At 45.8% G+C, this 26623-nt stretch carries 21 protein-coding genes and 1 pseudogene; 16 read left to right on the forward strand and 6 right to left on the reverse strand.

The features are described from left to right. Positions 1–27 precede the first annotated feature (27 nt). The 8 genes and pseudogenes from AR337_RS18565 (at position 28) to cyoE (ending at position 11204) form a co-directional block, all read left to right on the forward strand. The gene (locus tag AR337_RS18565) at positions 28–1188 is read left to right on the forward strand and encodes a YhfX family PLP-dependent enzyme (RefSeq protein ID WP_059173526.1); all 1161 of its coding nucleotides are present in this window, start codon (positions 28–30) and stop codon (positions 1186–1188) included. 2 nt (positions 1189–1190) lie between these two features. Beyond that, complete coding sequence (locus tag AR337_RS18570) at positions 1191–2381, forward strand: phosphopentomutase (RefSeq protein WP_059173527.1); 1191 nt, start codon at positions 1191–1193, stop codon at positions 2379–2381. A gap of 301 nt (positions 2382–2682) precedes the next feature. Continuing rightward, a pseudogene (locus AR337_RS18580) lies at positions 2683–3213 on the forward strand (GyrI-like domain-containing protein); the annotation flags it as partial. A 148-nt stretch (positions 3214–3361) separates the two neighbouring features. Then, entirely contained in the window at positions 3362–4219 is an 858-nt protein-coding gene (locus AR337_RS18585) for a serine/threonine protein kinase (RefSeq protein WP_059173530.1), read from the forward strand. A 389-nt stretch (positions 4220–4608) separates the two neighbouring features. Further along, entirely contained in the window at positions 4609–5274 is a 666-nt protein-coding gene (locus AR337_RS18590) for a hypothetical protein (protein ID WP_156424451.1), read from the forward strand. A gap of 263 nt (positions 5275–5537) precedes the next feature. After that, positions 5538–5954, forward strand: a complete 417-nt coding sequence (locus tag AR337_RS23980) for a nucleoside deaminase (protein ID WP_059173532.1) — start codon at positions 5538–5540, stop codon at positions 5952–5954. Positions 5955–6401: 447 nt separating this feature from the next. Further along, positions 6402–10100, forward strand: a complete 3699-nt coding sequence (locus AR337_RS18600) for a S8 family serine peptidase (RefSeq protein WP_059173533.1) — start codon at positions 6402–6404, stop codon at positions 10098–10100. A gap of 207 nt (positions 10101–10307) precedes the next feature. Continuing rightward, positions 10308–11204: a heme o synthase gene (gene cyoE, locus AR337_RS18605; protein ID WP_059173534.1), complete on the forward strand. Its 897-nt coding sequence runs from the start codon at positions 10308–10310 to the stop codon at positions 11202–11204. A 6-nt stretch (positions 11205–11210) separates the two neighbouring features. On the opposite strand, the gene AR337_RS23330 is transcribed toward cyoE, so the two are convergent. Then, positions 11211–11360, reverse strand: a complete 150-nt coding sequence (locus AR337_RS23330) for a hypothetical protein (RefSeq protein WP_156424452.1) — start codon at positions 11358–11360, stop codon at positions 11211–11213. Between the two features lie 288 nt (positions 11361–11648). On the opposite strand from AR337_RS23330, the gene AR337_RS23335 reads away from it, so the two are divergent. The 6 genes from AR337_RS23335 to AR337_RS18630 all read left to right on the forward strand — a co-directional run bounded on the left by AR337_RS23335 (position 11649) and on the right by AR337_RS18630 (position 17246). Then, positions 11649–11798, forward strand: a complete 150-nt coding sequence (locus tag AR337_RS23335) for a hypothetical protein (RefSeq protein ID WP_156424453.1) — start codon at positions 11649–11651, stop codon at positions 11796–11798. Between the two features lie 12 nt (positions 11799–11810). Beyond that, positions 11811–12272: a cytochrome c oxidase subunit II gene (locus AR337_RS18610; RefSeq protein WP_059173535.1), complete on the forward strand. Its 462-nt coding sequence runs from the start codon at positions 11811–11813 to the stop codon at positions 12270–12272. Between the two features lie 14 nt (positions 12273–12286). Next, the gene (locus tag AR337_RS18615; protein ID WP_059173536.1) at positions 12287–13966 is read left to right on the forward strand and encodes a cbb3-type cytochrome c oxidase subunit I; all 1680 of its coding nucleotides are present in this window, start codon (positions 12287–12289) and stop codon (positions 13964–13966) included. Positions 13967–14271: 305 nt separating this feature from the next. After that, positions 14272–14919: an SCO family protein gene (locus AR337_RS18620; RefSeq protein ID WP_253701934.1), complete on the forward strand. Its 648-nt coding sequence runs from the start codon at positions 14272–14274 to the stop codon at positions 14917–14919. After that, positions 14916–15473 carry a hypothetical protein gene (locus AR337_RS18625; RefSeq protein ID WP_059173537.1) on the forward strand — a complete coding sequence of 186 codons (558 nt, stop codon included), beginning with the start codon at positions 14916–14918 and terminating at the stop codon, positions 15471–15473. The genes AR337_RS18620 and AR337_RS18625 overlap by 4 nt, the downstream gene beginning before the upstream one ends. 531 nt (positions 15474–16004) lie before the next feature. Continuing rightward, complete coding sequence (locus AR337_RS18630; protein WP_059173538.1) at positions 16005–17246, forward strand: GTPase family protein; 1242 nt, start codon at positions 16005–16007, stop codon at positions 17244–17246. A gap of 149 nt (positions 17247–17395) precedes the next feature. On the opposite strand, the gene AR337_RS18635 is transcribed toward AR337_RS18630, so the two are convergent. From AR337_RS18635 to AR337_RS18645, 3 genes are all read right to left on the reverse strand, one after another. Beyond that, positions 17396–17614: a hypothetical protein gene (locus AR337_RS18635; protein ID WP_253701937.1), complete on the reverse strand. Its 219-nt coding sequence runs from the start codon at positions 17612–17614 to the stop codon at positions 17396–17398. 250 nt (positions 17615–17864) lie between these two features. Then, positions 17865–20456 carry a polynucleotide kinase-phosphatase gene (locus AR337_RS18640; protein ID WP_059173540.1) on the reverse strand — a complete coding sequence of 864 codons (2592 nt, stop codon included), beginning with the start codon at positions 20454–20456 and terminating at the stop codon, positions 17865–17867. After that, complete coding sequence (locus AR337_RS18645) at positions 20453–21907, reverse strand: 3' terminal RNA ribose 2'-O-methyltransferase Hen1 (RefSeq protein ID WP_059173541.1); 1455 nt, start codon at positions 21905–21907, stop codon at positions 20453–20455. The genes AR337_RS18640 and AR337_RS18645 overlap by 4 nt, the downstream gene beginning before the upstream one ends. A gap of 315 nt (positions 21908–22222) precedes the next feature. Here AR337_RS18645 and AR337_RS18650 point away from each other — a divergent pair, with 315 nt between their 5' ends. Beyond that, positions 22223–23080, forward strand: coding sequence for a DUF6544 family protein (locus AR337_RS18650; RefSeq protein WP_059173542.1), 858 nt, complete (start codon positions 22223–22225; stop codon positions 23078–23080). A gap of 252 nt (positions 23081–23332) precedes the next feature. Beyond that, entirely contained in the window at positions 23333–24004 is a 672-nt protein-coding gene (locus AR337_RS18655; protein WP_059173543.1) for a hypothetical protein, read from the forward strand. Positions 24005–24347: 343 nt separating this feature from the next. Here the strand turns inward: AR337_RS18655 and AR337_RS18660 are convergent, their stop codons facing one another. Then, on the reverse strand, positions 24348–25556 hold the full coding sequence (locus AR337_RS18660; protein WP_059173544.1) for a M20 family metallopeptidase: 1209 nt from the start codon (positions 25554–25556) through the stop codon (positions 24348–24350). Positions 25557–25789: 233 nt separating this feature from the next. Then, a complete protein-coding gene (locus tag AR337_RS18665) occupies positions 25790–26623 on the reverse strand; it encodes a MetQ/NlpA family ABC transporter substrate-binding protein (RefSeq protein ID WP_059173545.1) in 834 nt (277 codons plus the stop codon).

Genomic DNA, 26623 nt, shown 5'->3' on the forward strand with positions numbered 1-26623 from the left:
GAATCCCAGTAAAAAGGGGGAAGCTTCATGTTTTTAGATGTTACGAAAAGAAGGAATCCAGGGCTTATACGTGCCGGCACGGCGCTGCACCAAATGGGGAAGATTCCCCCCAATACGTATGTCATTGATTTGGATATTTTACAGGAAAATGTCAGGCTGCTTTCCAAAACGGCTGAAAAACATAACTTCCAACTCTATTTTATGAGTAAGCAGCTAGGCAGGCTCCCCCAGGTTGGTAAGCTGATCTTTGAAAATGGCATTCAAAAGGCGGTGGCGGTCGAGTTCGATGAAGGGAAAACATTGTACGAAGCGGGAATCCCAATCGGAAATATCGGGCACCTTGTCCAGCCTGGTAAAAACCAATGGAATGAAGTGCTCTCATGGAATCCCGAGGTTGTAACTGTTTTTTCGTTTGAAAGAGCACAGCAGGTTTCAGATACGGCTATTAGGCTGGGCAAGGTCCAGGATGTGTTGCTTAAAGTTTATGGAGAAACCGATCTTATTTATCAAGGGCAGGAAGGTGGATTCATCTTAACAGATTTGCCATCCTCCTTGGTCCTTTTGAAGAATTTACCCGGAATTAGAATAGCAGGCATAACAACCTTTCCGAATTTTCAGCTTGCGGATACTCACGACAGCATGATACCAACTCCCAACTTTTTTACATTGATGAAGGCAAAAAAAATCCTTGAACAAAACGGTATTACAGTCCATCAGGTTAATGGGCCAAGTGCGACAAGTGTAGAAACGATTCCATTTTTGGCGGAAAACGGGGTCACACATGGTGAACCGGGACATGCACTCACCGGGACAACTCCATTGCATGCTTATAAGGATTTGCCGGAAAAGCCTGCCATCATCTATGTCACCGAGGTTTCCCATAGCGATTCAGATTTCAATTATGTGATTGGCGGAGGGTATTATGGCCGTTCAAATCTTTCCGGCTGCCTGGTTGGCGATTCACAGGATACGATTCTGGAGCAATTTGTACCCGCTTATGAGGGATGCCCGGAAGCTATTGATTACTATGGCCGCATCGGGAAAAGCGATAATTTTCCGATAAATACAGGAGACACAGCGGTTTTCGCGTTCCGGACTCAAGTATTTGTAACGAGGGCCCACATAGCATTGGTTAAAGGCATTCAAACCGGAAATCTTGAATTGGTGCATTTTGAAAGGAAGTGGTAACAATGGCAAAAGTGATTTTACTTGTCATTGATAGCTTCGGAATTGGCGCCATGGAGGATTGCATACAGTACAATCAATCGGATTGCCGAGCAAACACATATAGGCACATACGTGAAGCTGTGCCTTCATTGCATATACCAGCGTTATATGGGCTCGGGCTTGGAGCGCTTGTCGATGGAAAAGAACCACCCGCAAATGCTTATGGCAGATCGAAGCTTGCCCACCACGGCGCGGATACGTATCTTGGCCATCAGGAGATAGCAGGAAGCTGCCCGAAAAAATCAATAAATAGATTAATGAAGGATATTCATCAGGAGTTGGCTGAAGCATTGAAGGATGAAGGCTATGACATAACCTATCCATGGCCAGGCCGGCCTGTTTTTGTCGTTAATGGCGGGTGTGTGGTCGGAGACAATTTAGAATCTTCTTTAGGGAATATTATTAATCTTTGTGCAGATTTTAACATAATGCCTTTTGAAGAATTGAAAAAGGTTGGCAAAATTGTTCGCAAGCACGTTGATACAAGCAGAGTGATTGCTTATGGTGGGCCTTATACCTCGATTGAGCGGATATTATCTGTCGTGAAAGAGAAGAACCCGGAGCAGTGGGGAGTCGACAGCCCGAAAGCGGGAGTTTATGGGAAGGACTATGAAGTTTATCATATGGGATACGGAGTCCATATAGAGGGACAGTTCCCGATGATTGCCGCGGAACATGGTTTAAAGGTTTACCGCATTGGCAAAACAGCTGATGTCTTACACGGCCAAGGGCCAGCATACCCGCTTGTTGATACGGAGAAAATCCTTCGAGTTTTAAAGGAAACATACGTGCAGGAAGAGGAAAATGCCGCCTACCTTGTTAATATTCAGGAAACAGACCTTGCAGGCCACTCCGAAAATCCTGATTGGTACGCGGAAATATTAAATAAAACAGACCGATGGTTGAAAGAGTTTATTCCCTCTATGAATGAAGAGGATATCATGATTATTATGGCTGATCATGGAAATGACCCTACGATTGGCCATTCCAATCACACTCGTGAATACGTTCCTTTGCTGATTGCGGGTAAAAAAGTCCGGCCTGTCTATATTGGAACCCGCGGAACAATGGCCGATGTTGGAGCAACAATGAGTGACTTTTTTGGATTGCCAAAAACCGAGCAGGGAGAAAGTTTTTTGGATATGATACTGTAGCGATGGCAAAGCTGGCAGAAATGAAATCGGGCATGGCCAAAAACTACTACGCCTTGACCAGCGAACGCCTCCGCGATCAGGTTTGCATTTGAACAACAGCGCCTTCCTGCTCCAAGTCCATTTCATCCTTGAACATGGTGAAAGGGGCTTGCAGTGCAACCTGATTAAATTTTACGAAACAAAAACTGTGACTCATGTAGCTAACTGCATGGGTTTTTCCTATTCGAAAAAAAATTTTGAACTAGGCAAACCATCTAGCTATCATATAAAGTGGAATGTAATATGGGGAAAATTGGTACCCGGCATCCAAGTGGGAAAATAGTGCCGCGTTCGTTTTCGATCCGATAGTAAAGGGGTTGGTGAGATGGAGTATAGGATTGAGACGCTAGATTTTGAGGTTAGGGTTGTTGGGAAGGGGCACACGGTGAAGACAAGCCGGGCGTTTAAAACGATTCCGGGGCTTTGGAGCGCTGCGAAAAATGATGGGTTTATGCAGGAACTGATTGATAGGTCGTGGGAAAACCCTAAATGTGAAATGGAAGGCCTGCTCGGGATTTGCGGGGAGGAAGCGGTGATTACAGCAGGAGAGTTTACATATTTTATGGGAGTCCGCTATGACGGCGAAATCCCGGATCAAATGGAATCGCTGGCCATCCCGCCGGGTACGTGGGCTGTTTTTCCGAATATCCCGGACGCCTGGAAACGCCTTTACTCGGAATGGCTCCCGGCGTCAGGATACGAACTCGCCAATCTTCCCTGCATTGAATGCTATTATGGTCCAAAACGAAAACCAAGGCATGAACTTTGGGTACCGGTCTTGCCAAAAGGGTGAGGTGGACTTTCTAAAGGAATCAGCCAGTGGCGTTTAAAAATATTGTAGCCGGACTGCTGAAAGTCTGGCGATTCTTTGGGTCAATGAGGCAATGGAAACGTCCCTTGCCTCACTTGCCTCACTTGGCGCAACTAAATGGGGGAAAAGAATGGAGTTAACGTTGGATGGTGTACGGTTTGGGTTGAAGGAGGAGCATGACTTTGGCTGGCTCCGGGAATTGGGAACCGTGTTTTGTGTGTTTGATCGGCAGGATTCAGGCAATATTGCCTTTGGGGTTGAGCGGGACGGGGTTAAAAAGCTGGTGAAGTTTGCCGGGGCGAGGACGATGAGGTATTCGGGGAAACCAGAGGATGCGGTGGCTCGGTTAAAGGAAGCAGTCCCAATTTACGAGGGATTGCACCATCCGCATTTGGCCATGCTGACGAATCATTTTGAGGTTGGGGACGGGTATGCACTTGTGTTTGACTGGTTTCCCGGGGAGTGCCTGCATAATCCAGATGCTTTTCCCCCTCCGAAAAAATACACTGATTCCGATTCGCCATTTTTCAAGTTTAGGCAATTGCCGGTTTTGATGCGGCTTGATGTCTTGAAGAGTATTTTTGAGTTCCATGTTCATGTTGAAAAAAAGGGATATGTCGCTGTCGATTTTTACGATGGCAGCATTTTGTATGATTTTAAGTCGCATTCCAGCAAAATTTGCGATATCGATTTTTATCAGAAAAAACCTTATTTCAATCCAATCGGGAGGATGTGGGGATCGTCGCGCTTTATGTCCCCTGAGGAATTTGAACTCGATGCGCCAATAGATGAGAGAACGAATGTGTTTAACATGGGTGCTGTTGCGTTCGGGTTGGTTGGAGGCGAACTGGATCGTTCCATATCGAAGTGGGAGGCGGGTATGGGCCTTTACGAAGTAGCTTTGAAGGCGGTTGAAAAGGAGCGGAATGACAGGCATTCAAGCGTAGAGCAATTTTTTGGGGCCTGGAAGGTTGCCTTGGGACAATAGGTTAAGGATTTGCACATTTATTTAGAATAAAATTGATTCAATCGTGGCCCTCATATGCAAAAAGTGAAGCAGAGGAAACGTCCCCTGCTTCAGTAAATTCTAGAATATTGTAGATTTTTTTAGAAAATATAGAAAATTATTCTGTAAAAAACAGTTGAAAATGGTAAAATTAAGTATGATTTTGTTTTTCCGAAAAGGGGTGGAATTGGCTTTTCAAAGGCTTCTTTATAGGTATGGAAGTACAGAGATACTATTATCAAACATAGAAGCGGTGAAAGATTGCTAACCAAATTGGGCGCCAGTTGTTTTTTTAAAAAAATTCACTTGAGGCGCAATTCTCTTTCAGGACTTATGACTCTATTATTTTTTACAGGAAGGAAGAAAAGTGCGTGAGAATTCTACTAACTTGTTTAATGTTAATGTTGGCGCTGGCCGGTTGCAGCGATGCGGGAAACAAACAGCCTTCTGTCGCTGTGAACGATAACCAATCCGAAGATGATGGAGAAGGAGAAGGCGTATTGAGTGGACTGCCTGACAGTGTCAAAATTGACTCTTACTCCGCTTTTAATAAATTGAAGCTAGATGATTTTATTTTGGTAACCAACCGGGTTTACGACCGGGTTTATGAAGAAATGGGCCATAAAGAAAATCTGTCGAGGGTTTTGATCGGAAACTATGAAACAATGGGCGAAATGTTTTCGATTGAGATTGTGGAAGGCCTTGATTTTACAGGAATGCTGAATGAGGACGGCACTGTGACTATGGTGACCCTTGTTAAGAAGCATTTTGCCGAAGACGTAACTGACAAGGATGAACTTGCAAAGAAAAAAGAAATTTATGGCCAGTATGAGATTTTGAAGAAGACGTTGATTGGCGCAACGGCACCGCAGGCGACAGCTGATGACATCAAGGCAATTGAGGAAGGCCATGCCCAGACCCAAGGAAATAAAGATGAGCCGACTTTCACTTATAAGGGAATCACTTACACTGAGGCAACTGACATTAGCGACGAGCAAAACCCGCAAGTCTACTTTTTCATCACGCCTGAATCGTGAGAAGTCCTTTTAAGAGCCGTCACTGTCCAAAGCCATCCTACACAGGCGCTCACCACTAATATGCATTAAACCTACTATACTCACCACAGGGGCTTGGCACCACTGTGGAACACCAGCTACCAGCTTCGGTGCCTTGCACCACCATGGGACAAAATATGTCCCGGGTGGTGCAAGGCATCTTTTTTCTATTGGGCGTTCGAGTGGCAGTCTGATTGAGGATGATGATAGAATGGGTTAACTTTATTTTTAGGAGGCTGTTTTAAGTGGAACAAAAGAATTGGATGGAGTATGCGGTCGAGCTCTCGAGGAAAAATCAATTGGAAAAGGGCGGCAAGCCTTTTGGCGCAGTGATTGTTAAGGATGGTGAAATCATTGCCGAGGGGGTAAACGATGTTCACGAAACCCATGACCCAACCACTCACGCAGAATTGCAGGCGATCAGCAGGGCTTCAAGGCTTCTTAAAACGGATGATTTAACCGGCTGTGAAATTTATGCGAGCGGCGAGCCATGCCCGATGTGCCTGAGCGCCATTTATTTGTCAAACATTTCGAAGGCGTACTTCGCAAACCCCGCGGAAGGAAACCCGCTGGCTAAAAAGGCAATTTACATCTATAAGCAGGTTGGCCTCCCGAATGAAGAGAGGGACAACAAGCTAATCCATATGCCAGTCGAGAAGTAGATAGTACATATCCAGGAGCCCTCCTTATTAAATAGGAGGGTTTTTTGCATTTATATAGGCTCAAGTTCAACTTTACTTTTTAAAAAACGACATTGATGTATAGACCCAATCAATTTCCGACATGTGCGTTTACCACTACTTCAAAATTCTCCATTTTCCTCCTCGAAAAGTGATTTGTAAAAAAGAAGAAATGTCATTCAACGTGGACAAACCAGGCTGATTGTTCTTTTAAGAATGCCAAGACCCCAAATAGACTCAATTACTAACCTTAACAATTTAAAAATATTGCCAAATTTAATAGGAAATTGTTTGTTGCCTAGAGTTGGGATTATCAACTATAGTTTAATAGTCAGATAATTTTGATAAATAATGATTTTTTAAGGGGGGATCAAGTACTTGTAAAAGAGATTTGAATTTGTTCAAAATCATAAAATTGGGGGAGTATGAGTGAGGTTTAAGAGATACCGAAATTATTCTAGCAAATTACTAATTTTCGCTATTATTTTCTCATTTTTGTTGCCAGGTTACGGTCATGCCGCCGATCTCCAGCCTAAAAAGGATCAACTAAGCAATGAAGCTATTTTGCAAATGAAGAGCATTATTGCAGCCCAGGAGGCTCAGGTCGAAAATGGACCAGTATTGCATCCGGATCTTGAGAGCCTTACTGGTGATGAGGAAGTATCCGTCATTGTAGAGTTATCGGAACCTCCTGTCGCGCTGGTGAAAGGCATGAAAAAAGTCGCAGGGAAATCATTTTCAAAAGCCGATGAAAAAGGTGTTGAGCAAAAGGTTTTCGGACAGCAGAAAAAGTTCGAGAATGCAATGAATTCAAAAGGAATTAAGGCGAAGAAGGGGTTTGAATATAGCTATACGTACAACGGAATGTCCCTGAAGCTAAAAGCGAACCAGGTTAAAAAGCTTCTCGCAATTCCAGATGTCGTGCTTGTTGAACCTGACCTTGAGGTCCGTGCCCTGGGGACTCCTTCCGGTGATGATGCATATTCGCGAACTGCAACCAACAGCAACAATTTCCTTGATGTCCCGTCCGTTTGGGATATGGGCTTTGAAGGGCAAAATGTAAAGGTTGCCGTTCTTGACACAGGCATTGACTATAATCATCCTGAATTTGAAGGTGTTTACAAAGGCGGCTACAATTTTATCAACCAAACAACAGCAGCAGGCTATTCCCGCACGAGGGCGGACAACGACCCTTATGAAACATCCCCATTGGACCGGCTTGCCACTAAAGCGGAATTCGATTCAAATGGGAATTCATTTTATACCGAACATGGCACCCATGTAGCGGGCACAATCGCCGCCCAAGGGAAAAATCCATATAGCATCAAAGGGATTGCACCGAGAGTTGAATTGTATGCATACCGCGTCCTTGGCGCTTATGGAAGCGGTGCAACCTCGGGGATCATTGCCGGGATTGATAAGGCTGCACAGGAAAAAATGGATATCATCAACATGTCGCTTGGCGGCAGCAGCAACAGCCAGACTGCATCCGACGCAATTGCAGTTAACAATGCCGCACTTGCAGGTACAGCAGCTATAATTGCTACAGGAAACAGTGGTCCTAACAGGGGTACGATTGGAAACCCGGGAACTGCCGCATTTGCAATTTCAGTAGGGAACTCAACAATTCCTGAGGACACAAAAAAGGCGAATGTCAATGTTGCAGTAGCAGGTTCTCAGCAAACCAGTTATAACCTTAACATGATGGGCTGGAAATTCGGATCCAATCCGGAGCAAATCCTAAATGGAACCTATGAAGTCATTGCAATACCTAATTTCGGTGTTGAAGCGGACTACGCAGGTTTGGATGTGAACGGGAAGGTGGCACTCGTTTCCCGAGGCGGCAGCGTTCCATTTGTTGATAAAATTGCAGCTGCGAAAAAAGCCGGTGCCATCTCGGTTATTATTCACAACAACGGAACCGGTGGAAACGGTCCGGCGGGAATTCTCCTTGGCGACTCGTTCCCTTTCATTCCGGCATTCGACATGTCAACAACAGACGGAACCGCATTGAGAACCGCGATGGCGGGCAAAACGACGAACGTTACCTTCAATAATTTTGAATCAGGTAAAACGGTCGGTGATGAAATTAACAATTCAAGCTCACGCGGTCCAGCAAATCCAACGTTTGATATTAAGCCGGATGTTTCAGCGCCGGGAACGAACATTATGTCTTCCGTTCCGGCTTATAAAAAGGATTTCCCGAATGCGAATTATTCGGAGTCTTATGCACGCTTTACCGGTACAAGCATGGCGACTCCGCATGTAACCGCAATCGCGGCGCTCCTGAAATCACAGCATCCTAATTGGACGCCGTTTGATCTTAAGGTCGCTATTTCCAATACGGCAAAACAACTAGATACGGCAAAGTACGATGTATTTTCCCAGGGCCCAGGCCGTGCGCAGCCTTTAAAGGCAGTAATGGCAGAAGCACTCGCGTATTCAATGGATAAGACGTCTTTTTCATCAAAAACCTATGACAATATCAAAGGGACCGTTACTTTTGGGATTGTGCCGACTAGTACTGTCAGTGCCACTACTATTTCAAAAGATATTGTTGTGAAAAATTTAACGGGGAACGCCAGCGATTACACTGTTTCGGTACAAGTCACAAAGGCCGCGACAGGTACGATTGCGGGAGCAAATGTAACAGTCGATAAGACGAATTTTAATCTAACAGGCGAAACTACAATTAAGGCGACACTGAATGTGCCAAAAGGATCTGGTACAACCGGGAACGAATTACTTGGCTATATTCACATCACTAATGGGACCACAAAGCTAATCCTGCCGTTTGCGGCAAGTTTTGCACCGCCGACCGGACTGAAAAGCTTCTCGATCGACAGCAATCATATTTCACCGAATGGCGATGGGAAACTCGACAGCACAACAGTCCGTTATGATTTTCATACTGCTCAAAGGACAACATATCTCGAACTATGGGATGCGGCAAATCAGGAGGCTGGCTATTACGGAGACGGATATCTTGGCTACCTTGTGGCCGCGAATTCGACCAGCACAGGCCCAAAAACAGCAGCTTTCAATGGACAGATTACACAATGGGGAACCGGAACAAAAGCTATGGCTCCGGACGGTGTTTATACGCTTGATTTAACGACATTGAACTTACTCGGTACGGCTATCGTAACCTTCAACTGGATTGGGCCGATTTACGTTAAATCGACTCCTTCAAATATCGTAGCGGAAGACCGATATTCCTTCTCGGGTCCGGATTATTCGTTCAATAGTGCCATCGAAGATTCCTATGTGAATTTCGGGCCGACGGTTGAAGAGGTCTTTGGCATTGACTATGATGTCAATGCGAATCTTCATCCAAAATATGAACTGACAAATAGCACAGGCGATTTGGTTTCAAGTGGACCGATTACTCTTTCACAGGACGGGGCATTCGACCTTGATTTGAAAGGGCTGACACTCGGTGAAAACAAGCTGAAAATCATCGTGGAGGACGAAGCCCAGAACCATGCTGAAAAGGAAATTGTTCTTGAGCGAGTTGATAACACCAACCCGGCAACAAATGTAGCCATAACAGGGACTGAAGGAGCAAATGGCTGGTACACGTCCAATGTTAAGCTGGAACTCACAGCCACCGACGAAGAAGCGGGGGTACAGTCGACGGAATACAAAATTGGCGAAGGCGAGTGGACTGCCTATACTGAGGCGATTGAGCTTGCCAATGACGGAATCCACCAGATCCAGTTCCGAAGCACCGACAACGCAGGAAATGTGGAGGAAGCCCAATCCATTGAGGTGAAATTTGATAAAACCGCTCCTATCCTGAAGGCTACAGTCGACAAAGCGGAATTGTTCCCGCCGAACAACAAGTTTGAGAAAATCAAGGTAACATTGGCTTATTCCGATGCAGTTTCCGGTATTGAATCCGTTGTTTTGGAATCCATTAAAGTCAATGATCTAAAATACAACAACGATGGTATCCAGGACGCAACATATGGAACACAAGACGTAGAATTCAGCTTGCGCGCCTCCAAAAACAGCGACGACAGCAGCCGAATCTACACAATTACCTACATCGCAACCGACAAAGCCGGCAACACAACAAAAGCAACAACAACCGTTATCGTTCCAAAAAACAAGTCCGGCAAATAAAAGTAAAAAAGCGGCGGCCAATTCAATCTGGCTGCCGCTTTTTTTTGTTTAATGTACTTTGTTCTCAATAGGATTTAATTGTCACTCAAAACCCGTTGAGTGACAACATCCGGTCCAAATCTGAAAAGGATGTCACTAAAATCCCGTTGAAATTCGTTTAATGGTAGAATAGGGGTAATTAATCTTAGTGTTGGGAGTTTTGCAGTGATGGTTGCTGGGAATGGTGGTTTTTCTGATTTTTTGCGTGATGTGCGGTCGCTTTTTAAGGGTCCAGTGCTGGCGGCGAATGTGCTGCCGGTTTTTACGGGCTTTTGGCTGGCGCTGTTTTTCAATGGCTATTCCTTTGCGGATTATTGGCAGGTGTTCGTGCTGACGATGACGGGCGGTACGTTGGTGATGGCCGGAGCCCTTGTGATCAACAATTGGTACGATGTTGATATTGATACGATTATGGAGCGGACGAAGCAACGGCCGACGGTAACAGGGCATTTTTCCTTAAAATCGGTCCTCGTAACGGGGATAACGCTTTCGCTTATTGGGCAGATTTTTCTGCTGTTCACTACCTTTGAAGCTGCAATCTATGGGTTCATTGGCTGGTTCACGTATGTCATCCTGTATACGATGTGGTCGAAGCGGCGGTACACGCTGAATACGGTTATCGGGAGCGTCTCGGGTGCGGTGTCGCCGATGATTGGCTGGACCGCGGTTGACTCGGGCTTTCATCTCGTCCCAATCATTTTGTTCCTGATTCTCTTCCTGTGGCAAATGCCGCATACATTTGCCATCGCAATCCGGAAATACGACGAATATAAGGCAGCAAAAGTGGCAATGCTCCCGGTCGTGTATGGCTTGGCTGTTACGAAGCGGCAAATTCTCGTCTATGTACTGTGCCTGCTCCCACTGCCGCTTTATTTGACATCGCTTGGCGGCGCATTTGTCCTAATCGCCATGCTCTTGAATATAGGGTTCATCGTGGTGGCGGCGCTTGGATTTTCCGCCAAAGATGACGGAAAATGGGCTAGGCTGCTATTTCTCTACTCCGTCAACTACATCACAATCATTTTCCTCTTGGCAATCATTGTGACATTGCCGGTTTTTAGGTAAAAAGGGTTATGTGAAAAAAGCAGGGAACCAGCCGTACTGGTTCCCTGCTTTTTTCTCTGTAATGGTGGAATTCGCAACACAGAATGCCGTTGGCAGTGGTACAAACTTCCTCAAACCACTTGCATCCCTTTTAAAAATCCCACCCCTTATTCTCATTTAAAACTCCCCCAGGAAATGTTCACCAATTTGTCACGACCCCATTTCTGCAATAATTCTCCTTTATTCCCTATGATTCGCTCTTCATCTAGATAACGATAAAACCAGTATTGACAAGGGTTTCAGGACTATTCCAATCGGATGCATGGCATCTGTTTTCACCGTTCGACTTTGAAGGCGGCCAATTTTTCAAAAAGGATTGTTTGAGGTGTGATGCAGTTCACTCTGTTGATAATCATTCGCAACTATTATTAAGGTAACAAAAAAAGTAAAGGGGCTGGTTTTTCGATGGCAGCATCAAAAATGGGCAGTGGGCAGAAGGCAGTCAAGGACAAGGGGACCTCAATGATGGGCACATTCATATCGCTCGGAGTTGTTGGCGGGGTTATTTTAATTACTTATTTCGTACTATTCGGCCTATTCATGGCCAGATATTAGGGGGAAGCGCACATGCATCGTTCGGAAAAGGTATGGCTGGCATTGAGTTTCGGGATGATTATGGGATTTATGATTTTTACGGGGTATCAGACGTTCGCATTGGAAATGGGGCCGCCGAGTGCAACAGAAACAATCGATCCGCAGCGGGTGGATGAAATTGCTCCTTTTGATAATCCTGGCGTGAAACAGGTTGGCGAAAATGAGTATGAAGTCGTGATGACAATGCAAATTTTCAGCTTCACTCCACATGATATCGAAATACCTGCCGGAGCAAAGGTGACGTTCATTTTGACATCAAAGGATGTTGTCCACGGGTTCCAAGTAGCAGAAACGAATATTAACGCAATGGTTGTTCCGGGGCATATCCAGCGGATTACTCAGACGTTTGAAAAGCCTGGAGAGTATTTGGTTATATGTAATGAATATTGCGGCGCGGGCCACCAGATGATGGCTACGACGATCAAGGTTAAGTAAGGGGGGCAGAGAAAATGGCTACAGTACTGGCAAATGCGTATAAGGAAAAAGTTACGAAGTCTTTAGGCGTCAATCCAAAAGACGCGGCCTTATCGAAAACATATATGTTTGTTTCATTTGTAACACTGCTTATTGGAGGGTTTTTAGGATTGCTGCAAGGATTGAACCGGGCAGGCATTCTCGAACTGCCATCATGGTTCAACTATTATCAGGTTCTGACAGCACACGGAATTTTACTCATACTCGTCTTCACGTCATTTTTCACAATTGGTTACTTCTACGCCGGGATGTCACACACATTGGGCGGACTCCTTCCTAAAGTAAGGAAAATGGCGTGGATCGGTTTTGGATTAAAAATATTCGGATTTGTGATGGCGGTTATTCCAATCCTATTGAACCAAGCTTCAGTCATGTTTACATTCTATCCGCCAATGGCTGCATCACCTTGGTTCTACATCGGCCTCGTATTCATTGTCCTTGGCGTTTGGATGTGCGCGTTCGGCGCGTTTATACAGGTGGCAACATGGAGGAAGCAGAATAAAGGCCAGCACGTTCCGATTCTGTCTTATTTTGCAACAGGCGTCTTCGTTCTCTTGTTCTTCAGCTCGATTCCGGTTGCAATTGAAGTGTTCATGATTATTCCATGGGCTTTCGGATGGGTAAAAACAATTAACGTTATGCTTTCAAGGACGCTGTTCTGGGCGTTCGGCCATACACTCGTTAACATCTGGTACTTGACTGCCGTTTCAGCCTGGTATGTCATCATTCCAAAATTGATGGGCGGCAGACGCTGGAGCGACACGTTGACACGGGTTGTCATTATCGCCCTTGTCGTTATGAATATTACTGGAGGTTTCCACCACCAGATTGTAGACCCTGGGATCACTGAATCTGTTAAATTCATGCACGTATTCATGAGCCTTGCGATTGGTTTCCCATCGTTGATGACAGCTTACGCGCTGTTCGCGGTTTTTGAAAAGACTGCAAGAAGAAATGGCGGGAAAGGCATTCTGGGCTGGTACAAAAAAATGCCTTGGGGCGATGTCCGCTTCCTGGCTCCGTTCATCGCAATGGTTGCATTCATTCCTGCAGGGGCAGGCGGTATTGTCCAAAGCACAAACCAACTGAACCAAGTTGTCCATAACACGATGTGGGTTGTCGGCCACTTCCATTTAACGCTTGGTATGACTGTAGCGATGACCTTCTTCGGCATAAGCTACTGGCTCGTTCCGTATTTGTCCGGCAGAGTGCTGACAAAGACAATGAATAGATTGGGATTAATCCAGACAGCTGTTTGGACAATCGGCATGACGCTCATGGCCACATCGATGCACTATCTCGGCTTGCTCGGCTCGCCAAGACGGACTTCCTTTAGCACATACGGCGATCATGCGACAGCACTTGGCTGGAATCCATATCTTGCTCTGCTCGCGATTGGCGGGACGCTACTAATCATCGGGGTTATTCTGCAAGTTTACGCTGTCATCAATATGATGTTCTTCGCCCCTAAGGGTGATACGGAGTTCCCAATTGCCGAAGAGGAAGATGATGCTTCTAAGACTCCATACTGGACAGAGCGCTGGGGCATCTGGATTGTCGTTATGCTTATCATCGTCGGCATGGCCTACGTCATCCCGATTACGGACTTTATCGTTAACGCGCCTCCAGGATCCCCGCCATTTAAGACTTGGTAGGATTTTAGCAAAAAAATCCGACAGCCAATTGAAAAATGAGTTCTGGGATTTTGGCAAAAAAATATTCTGGTAGCCTGATGGATAGGCCACTTAAAGAGTAAGATGTAGGTAAAATCAAGTTCTGACAGGCGGCCGTTTTTGAAAGATGATTCCTTCATCGCTAAGCGGCCGCCTTTCTCTTTAAAGGTTTCGGAAGTAGCTGAAAATGAAGAAGTCAAATCTTCTCAAGGTAATAGATGTTTTTGCAAAGAAACTGTTTTGATGTTCGGTTTTGGCATACCATTTTAGCCAGGTGATTACACTGGATGGAAGTGATTTTCATGAAGAAGCTTGGAAGAAATACGTGGGCGAGTATCGTCGTATTGCTGTTTGGGGTTGTTCTTTTCTATGTCGGGACGGACGGATTCCATGCGTTTACTGCGGAGGCGGCGAGGGTTGAGCGGCTTAAGGAGGATAAACCGAAGTTTCCTAAGGTGACGCTTGAGGATAGCGAAGGGCGGACGTACCCGATTTCGGAGTTCAGAGGAAAGTACGTGTTCATCACCTTCCTTTACACGAGCTGTGGAACGGTTTGCCCCGAGTTGGAAATGAACATGGGCGAGGTCTACAGGCAATTGCCCGAGCGCCATATTGGCAAGGATATTGTATTTTTGAGCATCAGCTTTGACCCGGAGCGGGACACTCCTGAGAGGCTCGATAAATACAAGAACATGTTCGATAGCGACGGGGAAACATGGCGGATGGCCAGGATCGAGGACCAAGCGGAGCTCGATTCGCTGCTAAAGGAGTTTGGCGTGATAGTCATTCCGGATGGCGAAGGGAATTTTGCGCATAACTCTGCGTTTTACCTAGTCGACCCAAAGGGCAATTTGGCTGACGTGATGGATTACAAGAAGACAAATGAGGCGGCGAGAAAGGTTACTAACTTGCTAGGGGAGGGTGACCAGCGATGAAACAGGGAGTGTACGGTTTGTTCTTATTGGCTGTTCTCGCTCTTCCTCCAGTTGTCAACTTCATGGAATCAATCATGATTGTCCATATGCATATGCAAATGCCGCTGCTCGTTATTTCCGGCTTCTTTATGGGACGCTTTTTCTTGGATAAATTCCCGCACCTTTTTGAAAAATGGAATGAGAACGGTGTACCGGGAATCTTTCTATTCATGATTATCATCGGATATTGGATGCTGCCCCGGGCAATGGACGAAGCACTTACGCTTCCGGCTGCCGAGGTTTTCAAATTCATCAGCCTGCCGTTTCTGGCCGGAGTCCCATTCCGGGACAGCTGGAGCAAGCTTTCGGGCAGGGGCAGGAATACCGTGATCGGGTTCTTTACCGCCCTCTTCATCGCGATGGGCTGGCTTTACATCATGGCCCCCGATAACCTGTGCAACAGCTACCTCGTTTTCGACCAGGTTATCCTCGGCTGGGGATACATGGCAACGGCCGCTGCATTTATCGTTTATTTGGGGTATTCCTTTTTTATCAATCCAGCTGATTATGAATAGGTGATGTGTTAAAGAAGGAATTAACCAAAAAGACGTTTGCGCAGGCTGGAATTTTGTATTGAAGCTATTTTTAATAATTTCTTTTTAGGTCCTGGCGGCTATGCCGGGGCTTTTTTCGTTAAGGAAAAAAATTGTTCCAAAGTTGTTACCCTTGCTTCTGACAGCTTTTCCGAAAATCGAGGCAAATGAGTCAGAAGTTGCCCTTGCTTCTGACAGCTTTTCAGAAAACCACAGCGAATGAGTCAGAAGTTGCCCTTGCTTCTGACAGCTTTTCGGAAAATCGGGGCAAATGAGTCAGAAGTTGCCCTTGCTTCTGACAGCTTTTCAGAAATTCAAGGCAAATGAGTCAGAAGTTGCCCCGGGGGATATCGGGGTTTGAACGTGTGGGTATGGGTAGTGAGATTTGGGGTAAGGTGTCTAGGAAGGAAAATTGAATTGCTAATCATTACTTGGACAAATACAGTTTTGAAACATTTTTTAAATCAAAACGTTAACACTACTAAGAGTCAGGGGACGGGAGGAGATTGTTAAGTGGATAACGGGAAGGATGAACAGAATAGACAAATAGATGATTTAATCAAGTCGGTTTACGATGGGCTTGTGGAGTCGAAGCTTCCGGAAGTGCTGAAAAGCAAAATCAGAAATGAGCTTGAGCAACTAAAACAGTTCACGCTCAACGCAAGGCCGGCGCGGATTGCGATTGTCGGGCGCAGGGGAGCGGGGAAGTCGAGCCTCATTAATGCATTTTTTGGAGAAAAACGGGCGGAAATCGGCGATGTAAAAGCGAGAACCGGAATGGGGAAATGGCATACGTATCAATCTGAATCCGGCGACCTCGAAATCCTTGACACAAGGGGACTTGGGGAAGCGGACCAGCCGGAGGAGAAGTTTTTAAGAGAAACAGCTCTTGAAGAAGTTCAATCCTCCGTTAAAGAGAAATGCCCAGACGTGATTTTGTTTTTGAGCAAGGCAAAAGAGGTAAGCTCGAGAATCGATGAGGATATTGAACAGCTGCTGCAACTCAGGAAAATGATCGAGGCGGAGCATAACTATAAAATTCCCGTTGTCGGCGTGGTCACACAGGTGGACGAGCTGAGCCCGAAGTCATCGGATAAGCCGCCGTTTGAAAATGAATTAAAACAAAAAAATATTGGCGAAGCGGTTGAGGTTCTGTCCTCAAAGTTGGAGCAAGCGCTAAACGGTCAGGCCAAAGTAATCCCGGTCAGTGCCTATATGGAATTCGAAGGGGGTGAAATTGTCTACGACATCCGCTGGAACGTAGACGCGCTGCTCGATTATTTAATCGAGCAGTTACCCAATGAAGCGCAAATGATTTTAGCAAAATTGTCCAAAATTAAATTCATCCAGAAAAAACTCGCCAGAAAAATCGGGAAAAGTGTCGCGGGAATCACCGGAGCAATCGGAGCAAGCCCAATTCCCGGGCCCGACATCCCAATCATAACGGGTCTGCAGATGGCAATGGTCACATCAATCGGACTGATTGGCGGGAAGAGACTTGATAAAAAAGGCATCATTGAATTTTTGAGCGCGCTCGGCATGAATGCCGCCGCCGGGCTTGTTTTCAGGCAAGTTGCCAGGCAGCTGCTCAAAATCATACCAGTCGCAGGAAGTGTCATTTCCGGAGCTGTTGCAACCGCCGGCACCTATGCACTTTGCGAGGCCGCTATCGCTTACTTTATCGAAGAAAAGCCACTCGACAACGTCAGAAGCATCTACAAAAACATTTTTGAACAAATGAAGAAAGAGAAATAAATAAGAGCCCGGTACCGTATCCCATCTCGGTTCCGGGCTCTTCCAGCTTCTCAAAAGATTAACCAATATTGGTAAAAACCACCCTGAAAAGAGCGGCCTATATTTATATACTACCAAAAAAACCCCTCCTGTTACAGAAGGGATTTTTCTTATGCATAAGCGATTCCAGCAGGTTTTATATTGTTTTTGTCACCAGAGCTGCAAGGGGTAACGCCATACGTCATCTCGCATTTCGGGCAATTCATAACCACTGTTTTCAACACAAAGGCCTCGCCGCACTCACATTGAATTTCATGCTCAGCCAATGGAGGAAGGCCAGCCTTTCCCTTTTCCATTACATGATCGACAATTGCTTTCCCATCAGCCAAACTCGAACATCCGGTACACATCACACAACACTCCTCACAAATCCACTTTCCCTAACCGTAGCACAAGCCAAATGAATTCCATATATCAAAAGTCACACCTGGAGAGTGAAGCAGAGAGAGGCAGGGGACGTATCTAGTGCTTCCTTCGGTTTACGAATGAGGCAGGGGACGTATCGAGTGCTTCATTCGGTTTACGAAAGAGGCAGAGGAAACGTCCCCTGCCTCACTGCCTCACTGCCTCATTTTAAGGTTACAGCCGTGGGTCGACTGGGTCTGACTCCATTGCAAGGGTGGCGAGGACACATTCGTGGACTCGCTCGATTGATTCGCCGGCAACGAACCGTTTTATGCCTTCAAGGCCGAGGGCAAATTCCTTCAGGGCGAGCTTTTGCTTTTTGCCGGTCGTCCGCTTTTTCAGCCGTTCAAGGTTTGCGGGAAGTAGGTAGTCCATGCCGTAAATAATGCCTAGATATTTTCGGCCCCTGACCTTTATAGCAGGCTGGATGAGCTTTCCATCTGCCTTTGGCACGAAGGATTCAGGCTTGATTACGATTCCTTCGTTGCCGGCTTCCGTCATCTCGGTCCACCATTGGATTGCTTCCGCCTCGCTTGCCTCGTCATCAATGATTTTGAATTCTGTTTCTACAAACAAGTCCGAAAGCTCTGCAAAAACCCGGTTCATTTCCATATGCCACGTATGCGGCCTGTCAAAAAAAGCTTGAGTGCTGTGAGCGAGAACATGGAAAGGCGCTATACGGATTTTTTTAATGGTGTCAACGTCCCAGCAATAATGCTGGAAAACCTCTTTGAAGGCTGTGGCGTTGGCCAGCTTCAGTCTATATTCCTCAAGCCATGGCTCCACCGCAGTATTTGAAACAGTGGCTGCGGCCAATTTTTCGGCGAGAGTTTTCCTGTCAAGCAGGGCAGCTTCCGCAACATGGGCATATTGGTTTTGGATAAGTTCCTTAGCCTTAAGATTCCATGGCATGATTTCAGCGTCAAGCAAGACAAAGTCTGTTTCGTATTTTGTAAAATACCCAGTTGCGCACAAATCATTGTTGAGGTTCCTAACAATTTCCGCTTCCGTCTCCCTATCAAAAAAGCGGCGGCCAGTCCTCGTATAAATTGTTCCAAGCGTCTTCATCCCTGTATACTTTAGAGCACTTTCTTCATCCTTGAAAAGGAAGAGGATGCCTCGGCTGCCCATATGTTTTTTTTCAGCAACTAGCCTAGTGATGCCGTGGTTTCGGTAATAGCCAATGGCCTCTTCCGGATGCTCTAGATAATTTTCCAAAGAGGACGGAACCGGAGTAGGGCTCATTGTCGGCGGGATGTAAATCAGCTGTTCAATTGGCACAGTATAATGTGAGACCGTATCAATTGCCGGTTTGACAATATCTTCGTACACACGAACCTCGTCTAACTCTTCGGTAATCACTGAATACCCGTTAATAAACTTGCCGATATTCGGAGGATTAAACCGATTTCTCTCCCATTCCAGGAGTGGATTATCTGGCATACCGGAATAATCTCTTTTGGCTTTTACGAAAAAGAATTTTTCCTCAGGGTAGCGGTATGCAGTAAGCCTTCCGCCGAAGACAGCCCCCTGGTCGATATTAATCGTATTATTGACGATAAGAGGCTGTGGTTTCGGGTCGTGTCCCCAAATAATCGTCACGCTCGACTTGTGATGGACGAACCAGTCCTTCCTAATCGGTTTTCCGTCTTCATTAAACCCAGCCGTATCACCATACCGGCAAAAATCGCTGACCTCCCGTGACTGCTTTCCAATAAATTCGTCCTTTATTCCTGCATGGGCGCAGACCAGCATAGGGACGCCATTTTTAGTGACAACGTAATGGGATGGGGCTTTCAATAAAAAGTCTTTAAGCATTCCTTTTAATTCGTTCGCTCGTTCAGGACCATACTGTGCTTCATAGTCCTCAATTTCCTGTGCAACCTTTTCATCCCCGTGTCCGAGGGAAACCTTCCTGCCCTCAAGCCATCTGGCAATTTTCCAGCCGTGATTGCTGTCAATCATAAGGCTAAGGCCCTGCTCAGCATGCCGGACAAAAAAGAGCATTGTTTTCAGGGATTCAGGTCCCCGGCTCATTACATCCCCAATCGACAAGAACTTCCTGCCTTCAGGATGGATATAAAGTCCTTCGGAGTTCTGTTCATAGCCAAGGTTATGAAGAAGCTCGAGCATTTCCTCATAGCAGCCGTGAATATCGCCGATAACATCGATACCCGCACCAACATCAATGAACAGGGGATTGCTCCTCCGGATAAGCTCTGCCTCATCCGTCTCTTTTATAGTGTAAACCGCTGTGTAGCCTTCTTTTTTAATAAAGCGCTTTTGCTTGTTGAAGACCTGGTATTGCTGTTTGATTCGCCGTTTTCCACGGGGATTGTTCCGCTTTTCATCCCTTTCAAAAAGGACCTTTTCAGGAATGTCCAAGATCACTGCGAGAATTGGGACATGATGTTTCTTTGCAAGGGTAATATATCGCTGCCGATCATCAGGCTGCAGATTGGTTGCGTCGATAAACGTTAATTTATTCAGGCGGCAGCGCGCTTCGATCAATGAATCCATCATGGCAAAGGCTTCTCTTGAAATGTTGTTGTATTCATCAAACAGGCTGTCCGCCTCATTTTTCGGGCGGTCGCGCCAATCAATAAATTCAGTATCGCTCACGAGGATGCGGAATTCATCTGAACTAACAACCTCGGAGGCTTTAATGGATTTCTCGTCAATCCATTGTTGTAAAAGGGTCGATTTTCCACTGTTGGATGGCCCGATTAAGAGGACAATTCCTGAATGGGGAACAATTAGCTTCATCGCGCACCATCCTTTCTTTTAAAAATACACATCTGGGTCGGATGGCCATACTCGGGATGGCTATCGCCTATTCCTTCAAAATGGGTTTCGTAACTTTTGTCTTCTATAAGCGCTTTGCACCAGTTTTGGAATTCATCCCTTGTCCACTCAAAACGGTGGTCTGTATGGCGCATCTCATTTAGGTCATAAACCGCGTTATACTCCTTATTTGGGGTAGTCACGAACAGGGTATTCGGCCGGTATTGGTGCAGGATTGTCTCCATCACCTTTGGCAGCCGCTCCTGGTCGATGTGTTCGATGACCTCGCACAAAATCATCACATCCATGCCCTTAAGCCGGTCGTCATAATAGAAGAGCGAGCCCCAAAGCTGGGTTGGCGAAACGAATCCATCGATGTGTTCACCTTTTTTGAAGCGTTCCCTGGCTTTCAAGGTAGCCGATTCGGAAGGTTCAATCGCGAAAATCTCCTTCATCCCAGGAACGAAGCCCAGCCGAAAGGATAACTTTCCTTCTCCAGAACCAAAATCGGCAATTCTATCACGTTTTGGAAGCCTGTTAATTAGCTCAATTATTTTTTCGTAGCGAAGGTCATTCAAGCGGGCTTTGGGCGCCTGTATCTCATCTTCCTCAATTTCAGAAGCGGCAGTGTTTTCTTCCTGCAGGGCTGTTTGGGAATCTGTTACATTCGCTATCTCGGAATCTACGACCAAATCTTTGAGTGCATTAGCTTTTGTTTCTTCCTGGATACCGGCCATTCTGTACACTTCACGAAAGCGGAGTGCCTGCCGCAGGATAAATTCTCTCTCAGGATGATGGTCCAGCCAGCCTTCCCCGTATCTCTCCAGCTTTTCTATTTCCCTTTCATCAATAAAATAGTGCTTATAATTATCCAGTACCGGTATGAGGACAAACAATTGCCTAAGCCCCATTTTAAGAGTTGTTTTTCCTTTTAGTAAAATAGACCTGATTGAGCTTTTCGTTTTAAAATCAAAATTGTAATCCGTTTCTGCCCTCGATATTTCTACGTTAAAACCAAGAGGTTCAAAAAGTGTCCGGATATGGTCATCGGAAAGGCTAGATGCAATAGGTGAAAACTCAAATTCCAAATCGAACGAGTGGTCTACCCATTCCAGATAGTCTTCCTTTGGCTGCCCATTTAACGCTGTGCCAAGCGCCGTCCTAATTAAAGAAAGAAAAATACTGCTTACCGCAAACTCACGGTCATTTATATAATGGGTGATATCATATACACTTCCACTGTTTTTTATCAATTCAATCGGGTCGGGGGTTACAAAAATGGTTACATCAACCTCATTATCCGTAAATTTACTATAAAATAGCCGGACAAGATGCCCCTTATGGCCCCGCTCATACAAATTGGACGGATTCTTCGCCAGTAAATGCGATACCATACCCGCGCCCTCACCAAAAGCCCTAATCGTTAATTGCACAAAACCACCTCCAGAAAATCAATCAATCCATAAAACTTACAACAAGAATACCACAAACAAGTGAAGAGTAAAGCAGGGAAAGGACGGTGCACTTCTCTCGATAGAACCAGCGTGAGGCAGGGGACGTATCGAGTGCTTCATTCGGTTTACGAATGAGGCAGAGGAAACGTCCCCTGCCTCACTGCCTTACTGCTTCATCCCCTTCATTGGAACGATTTTTGTCGGCAGCCTTATTTCTATGACTTTTGTCGCTTTGGATAAGTTTTTTGTTTGTTATGATGATTGCGAATAATTGAAAAGAAAGAGGGGTAACACATGGAAAAGTGGAAATTGGTAGCGTTGGCTGTTATTGTAATTATCCTCTTAGTAGTAATCGTGCTCCCTAGAATCGCTAAAGTATTTTTTATCAAACAGTCGGAAGCAAGCGCTAATAGTTTGTTTAAGGATTATGATGTACAGAGTTCCACCCCCATTGATAAAAATGATATAAAAGGCCTTCCATCCCCGGTCCAGAATTGGCTGATAAGTTCAAACGCAATAGGGAAGGAGCGAATTAAAGCAGTACGCTTAAAGCAGGAAGGGCAAATGAGGACGAAAAAAGATGGGCCATGGCTGCCCGTCAAAGCGGAACAGTATTATACCGTGGATGAACCCGGGTTTGTCTGGATAGCAGACGTAAAGATGGCTCCTCTCGTTCACTTGTCTGGTATTGATACTTTTAAGTCTGGTAAAGGAAGCATGAAAATCAAACTCTTTTCCCTCATTCCGGTTGTGAATGCAAATGCAGCCGAGATTGATTCGGGTACCCTGATGCGTTATTTAGCTGAAATTCCGTGGTTTCCAAGCGCTGCCCTTGATCCTTATGTTAAATGGGAAGGAATTGATAAAAATTCTGCGAAAGCAACAATGGAATATAAAGGGGTTACAGTATCCGGAATTTTTACATTCACGGAAAATGGGAACATTGAGAGCTTTAAAGGGAAGCGCTACAGGGAAATGAATGGCAAGTTCGAACTCAACGACTGGGGCGGACGATATACAGGGACTAAAGAGTTTGATGGGTGGAGAATCCCCGAAAAAGCAACTGTCATCTGGTTTGAAGAAGATGGGGAATTTAATTGGTATGAGGCTCGTCTAAGTGAGATTGAATATAACAAACCTTTAATCTATTAGCTAATGTGTAAAGAATCTAGAGTATGTGTGAACCAAGGGGGCGGCTCCAACCGGTATCCGGTGGTGGAATGCCGCAGAAGGGCCGTCGCCTTTATTAATGGTAGTTTAAGTTGTGTTGTTTTCTGCTAACTAAGTTGAGATGGTTATTTTTTTGGAGGTGGGGAATTTTTTAGAGGTATCTTTTGTTCCTAAATAGCTCTTTTTTGTAAGTCGTTTTGGTTGTTCACATTGATTAAAAGAGGAGGAAAGTACATGAGCGAGTTTTTTAGTAGCTGGGGTGAAGATCCAATGAGCGAGTATGAAATTCTATTTTGGAACTGGTATGAAGTCATAGAGTATTTTAAGAAGACCGGTAGAAGCCCCGATGTTGTTATGGAGGTTTTCCGTCTGCTTGATGATCCAGTACGCAACAGTTCAGTTACCGCTTCAATTTCCCCGAAAAAAAGTGCCGCCCCTTTTCGCATAGAAACATTTCTCGATGAAGGCCCCCGTTTTGACAACCATGATTATTCAGATTCCTACGATGATTACTGGCACACTGACGATGATGACATGCGGGAGTATTTTGAAAATCTAAAGATACCGAAAGATACGTCTATTCACATGAGCACCATTAAGGGAAATAGTAAATTTAAGTATGAGGGCTCCGTGGAAGAAGGAACGAAGATTATTTATGGAAAGTACAACAGCAGTAAATTCGTATCGAAGGAAATATATCAGGAATTATTAAAAAACTTCTCGGGACAAATCATCCAGCTGGATTATCCGCCAAAGGAAGGCGAAGCACCTAACAACCTCCGAAATTGGTTACACGCCCGCGCCCACATTAGGCTCCTCAGCAAATATATCCCTTCCATTCTTATTAAGGAAGGCTACGCCGAGCTCCTTGAAAACAGCACAAACACCTTAAAGATCTTGGATTAACGACAACATGGGCCGTTCTGCCGCTTCGTTTTTCACTATTAGTTAGCAGAGAGCGCTAGCTTAGATAAGGTACGCCGCCTTTAGCGAGCATCTTCCTTAAATAATGTCCCGCAGAGGGAATAAAATTAATTATCGTCCAAGCCCATGAATTAGTTCCGGCACACACAAAAACAGCCTCCATCTTTTTAAAAGTGGAAGCTGTTTTCTTTCACTATCGCTTGATTCGGTAAGCCCGCCGTTCTGCATATCCAAAGCAGGGGATACATACTTTAAGAACTTTCCCACGGTAATCACTATATTATCTTAGCGGGCAGGTTTCTGCTTTTTTATCATTTAGACTATTTCATTCCGCAGCTTTTCTCTCAACAAATTCTTCCTTTATAGCCGCGAGTACTTCGGGGTCAATCACGAGCTTCAGTGCAGTGAGAGCCAGCCCCTTCGCACCAGTGATTAAAGCCTCGTCGCCTTTTGGCGAAGCGGCGGCCTCGCGGAATGGTACTGTGTGGGCAACGAGGTCATCCGGACCGATTTTGATGTACGGATGAATGGTCGGAACAACCTGGCTGATGTTCCCGGCGTCGGTTGAACCGAGTCCAGGGCGATCACCAACAACTACAGTTTCCCCAAGCTCCTCAATGACTTCCTTGAACACAGCATCGTATGTCTTATTTAATAGAAGATTATCGACTTCGTTTTGGAAGGCGATAACGTTCAACTTGGCACCCGTGGCAAGTGCCGCGCCTTCCGCGACAGCTCTGACACGGCGGGTTACTTCATTCAATACGCTTCGTGTTGCAGCACGGATAAAAAAGCGCGCCTTTGCATATTCCGGGATGATGTTTGGCGCATCGCCGCCATGCGTGATAATGCCGTGGATGCGGACATCACTGGTCACCTGCTGGCGAAGGGCGTTAATGCCATTGAACAGCTGGATGACAGCGTCAAGTGCATTAACTCCTTCATGCGGTGACGCTGCAGCGTGTGCGGGTTTTCCGATGAACTCAAAATCAAGCGGATCGACCGCAAGCGAGGTCGAAGTCAGCCTTGTTTCGCCGGATGGATGAATCATTAGTGCGGCATCAATTCCTTCGACTAGCCCGTGCTTGACGAAGCTTCCTTTTGCGCTGCCGTTCGGTCCGCCTTCCTCAGCCGGGGTTCCGAACACGACCGCCTCGCCGCCCGTTTCATCAATCACCTTGCTCAACGCAATGGCCGCTGCGACGCTCGTTGTGCCAATGATGTTATGGCCGCATGCATGGCCGATTCCCGGAAGCGCGTCATACTCAGCTAGGAAAGCAATCGCCGGACCTGGCTTCGTTGATTTTTTCCGTGCGACGAAGGAGGTTTCATGGCCAGCTACAGCCTTTTCCACGTCAAAGTCCTCATCCTCCAAAAGCTTGATATGCTGGGAGGCTGCGAAAAACTCCTGATTGCCGATTTCCGGACGGGCGTGGATTGCCTGGCTTGTCGCGATGTAAAGGCCGCTCTTCGTTTCAATGTTTTCAAGGATTGAATTTTTAAAATCGGTTACGGATTTTGCTGGTGCTGCCATGGTATTTCCTCCTTTTGATTTTGTACGGAGAGGGGAAGGGGGTCTTTCTCTCTGCTCGTCCTAAAATATCGATTTTAAAATTTCAGTGTCTTAGCCAATTACTTCCGATTAGCTAATGTATGTGCCAACGCTTCTCCTTGAAACAATTTCGGGAACCGAATGAAGCACAGGAAACGTCCCCTGCCTCAGGAAACGTCCCCTGCCTCACTGCTTCATTGCGTCCCCTGCTTCACTTACCACCCAATGTTGCTGAGTGGGACGAAGGTTGGGATGGAGTTGCCTTTGTATTCCTTTTCGATGAATTCTTTTACGTCGTCTTGTTGGTAGAGTTCTGCGAGCTTTTTCAGGGTTTTGTTGTCTTTGTCTTCTTCACGGACAGCGATGATGTTGATATATGGTGTGGCTGTTTCGCTTTCCAGGAAGATTGCGTCTTTTCTTGGTGTCAGGCCTGCGTCAACGGCAATGCCGTTATTGACAATCGATGCGGCAACGTCTGGCATCACTCTTGGCGTATGGCCCGCAGTCATCGTAACGAATTCAAGGTTCTTTGGATTTTCTACGATTTTATTAAGGGATCCGATGCCGTTAAAACCTTCCTCAAGCTTGATCAACCCTGCTTCCTGGAGAAGGGCAAGCCCTCTTCCCATATTGGTAGCTTCATTGTCAAGTGCGATTTTGCCGCCTTTTGGAATATCTTTTACATCTTTGTACTTCTGGGAATAGAGGCCCATTGGAGCGATTTGCGTTGTTGCAATTGGAACAAGGTCAAGCTTATGTTCTTTGATGAATGCATTGAAATAAGAAACGGTCTGGAACGAGTTTGCATCCAATTCACCTTCCGCTAAGGCAAGGTTTGGCTGGACATAGTCTGAGAAAGTGAGGATTTCTACTTCAATTCCTTCCTTCTTTGCTTTTTCCGCTACGAAATCCCAAACGCGGTGATCTGTGCCGCTGACACCGAGTTTCACTTTTACCGTTTTATCTCCCTTGGCAGATGAAGAGTTTGAGCATGCCGCACCGAACACTGCAAGTACAAGGACAAGGATTGCTAATACAAGTTTTTTCAT

The sequence above is a fragment of the Bacillus sp. FJAT-27445 genome, assembly GCF_001510665.1.
Taxonomy (GTDB): Bacteria; Bacillota; Bacilli; order Bacillales; family Cytobacillaceae; genus Bacillus_D.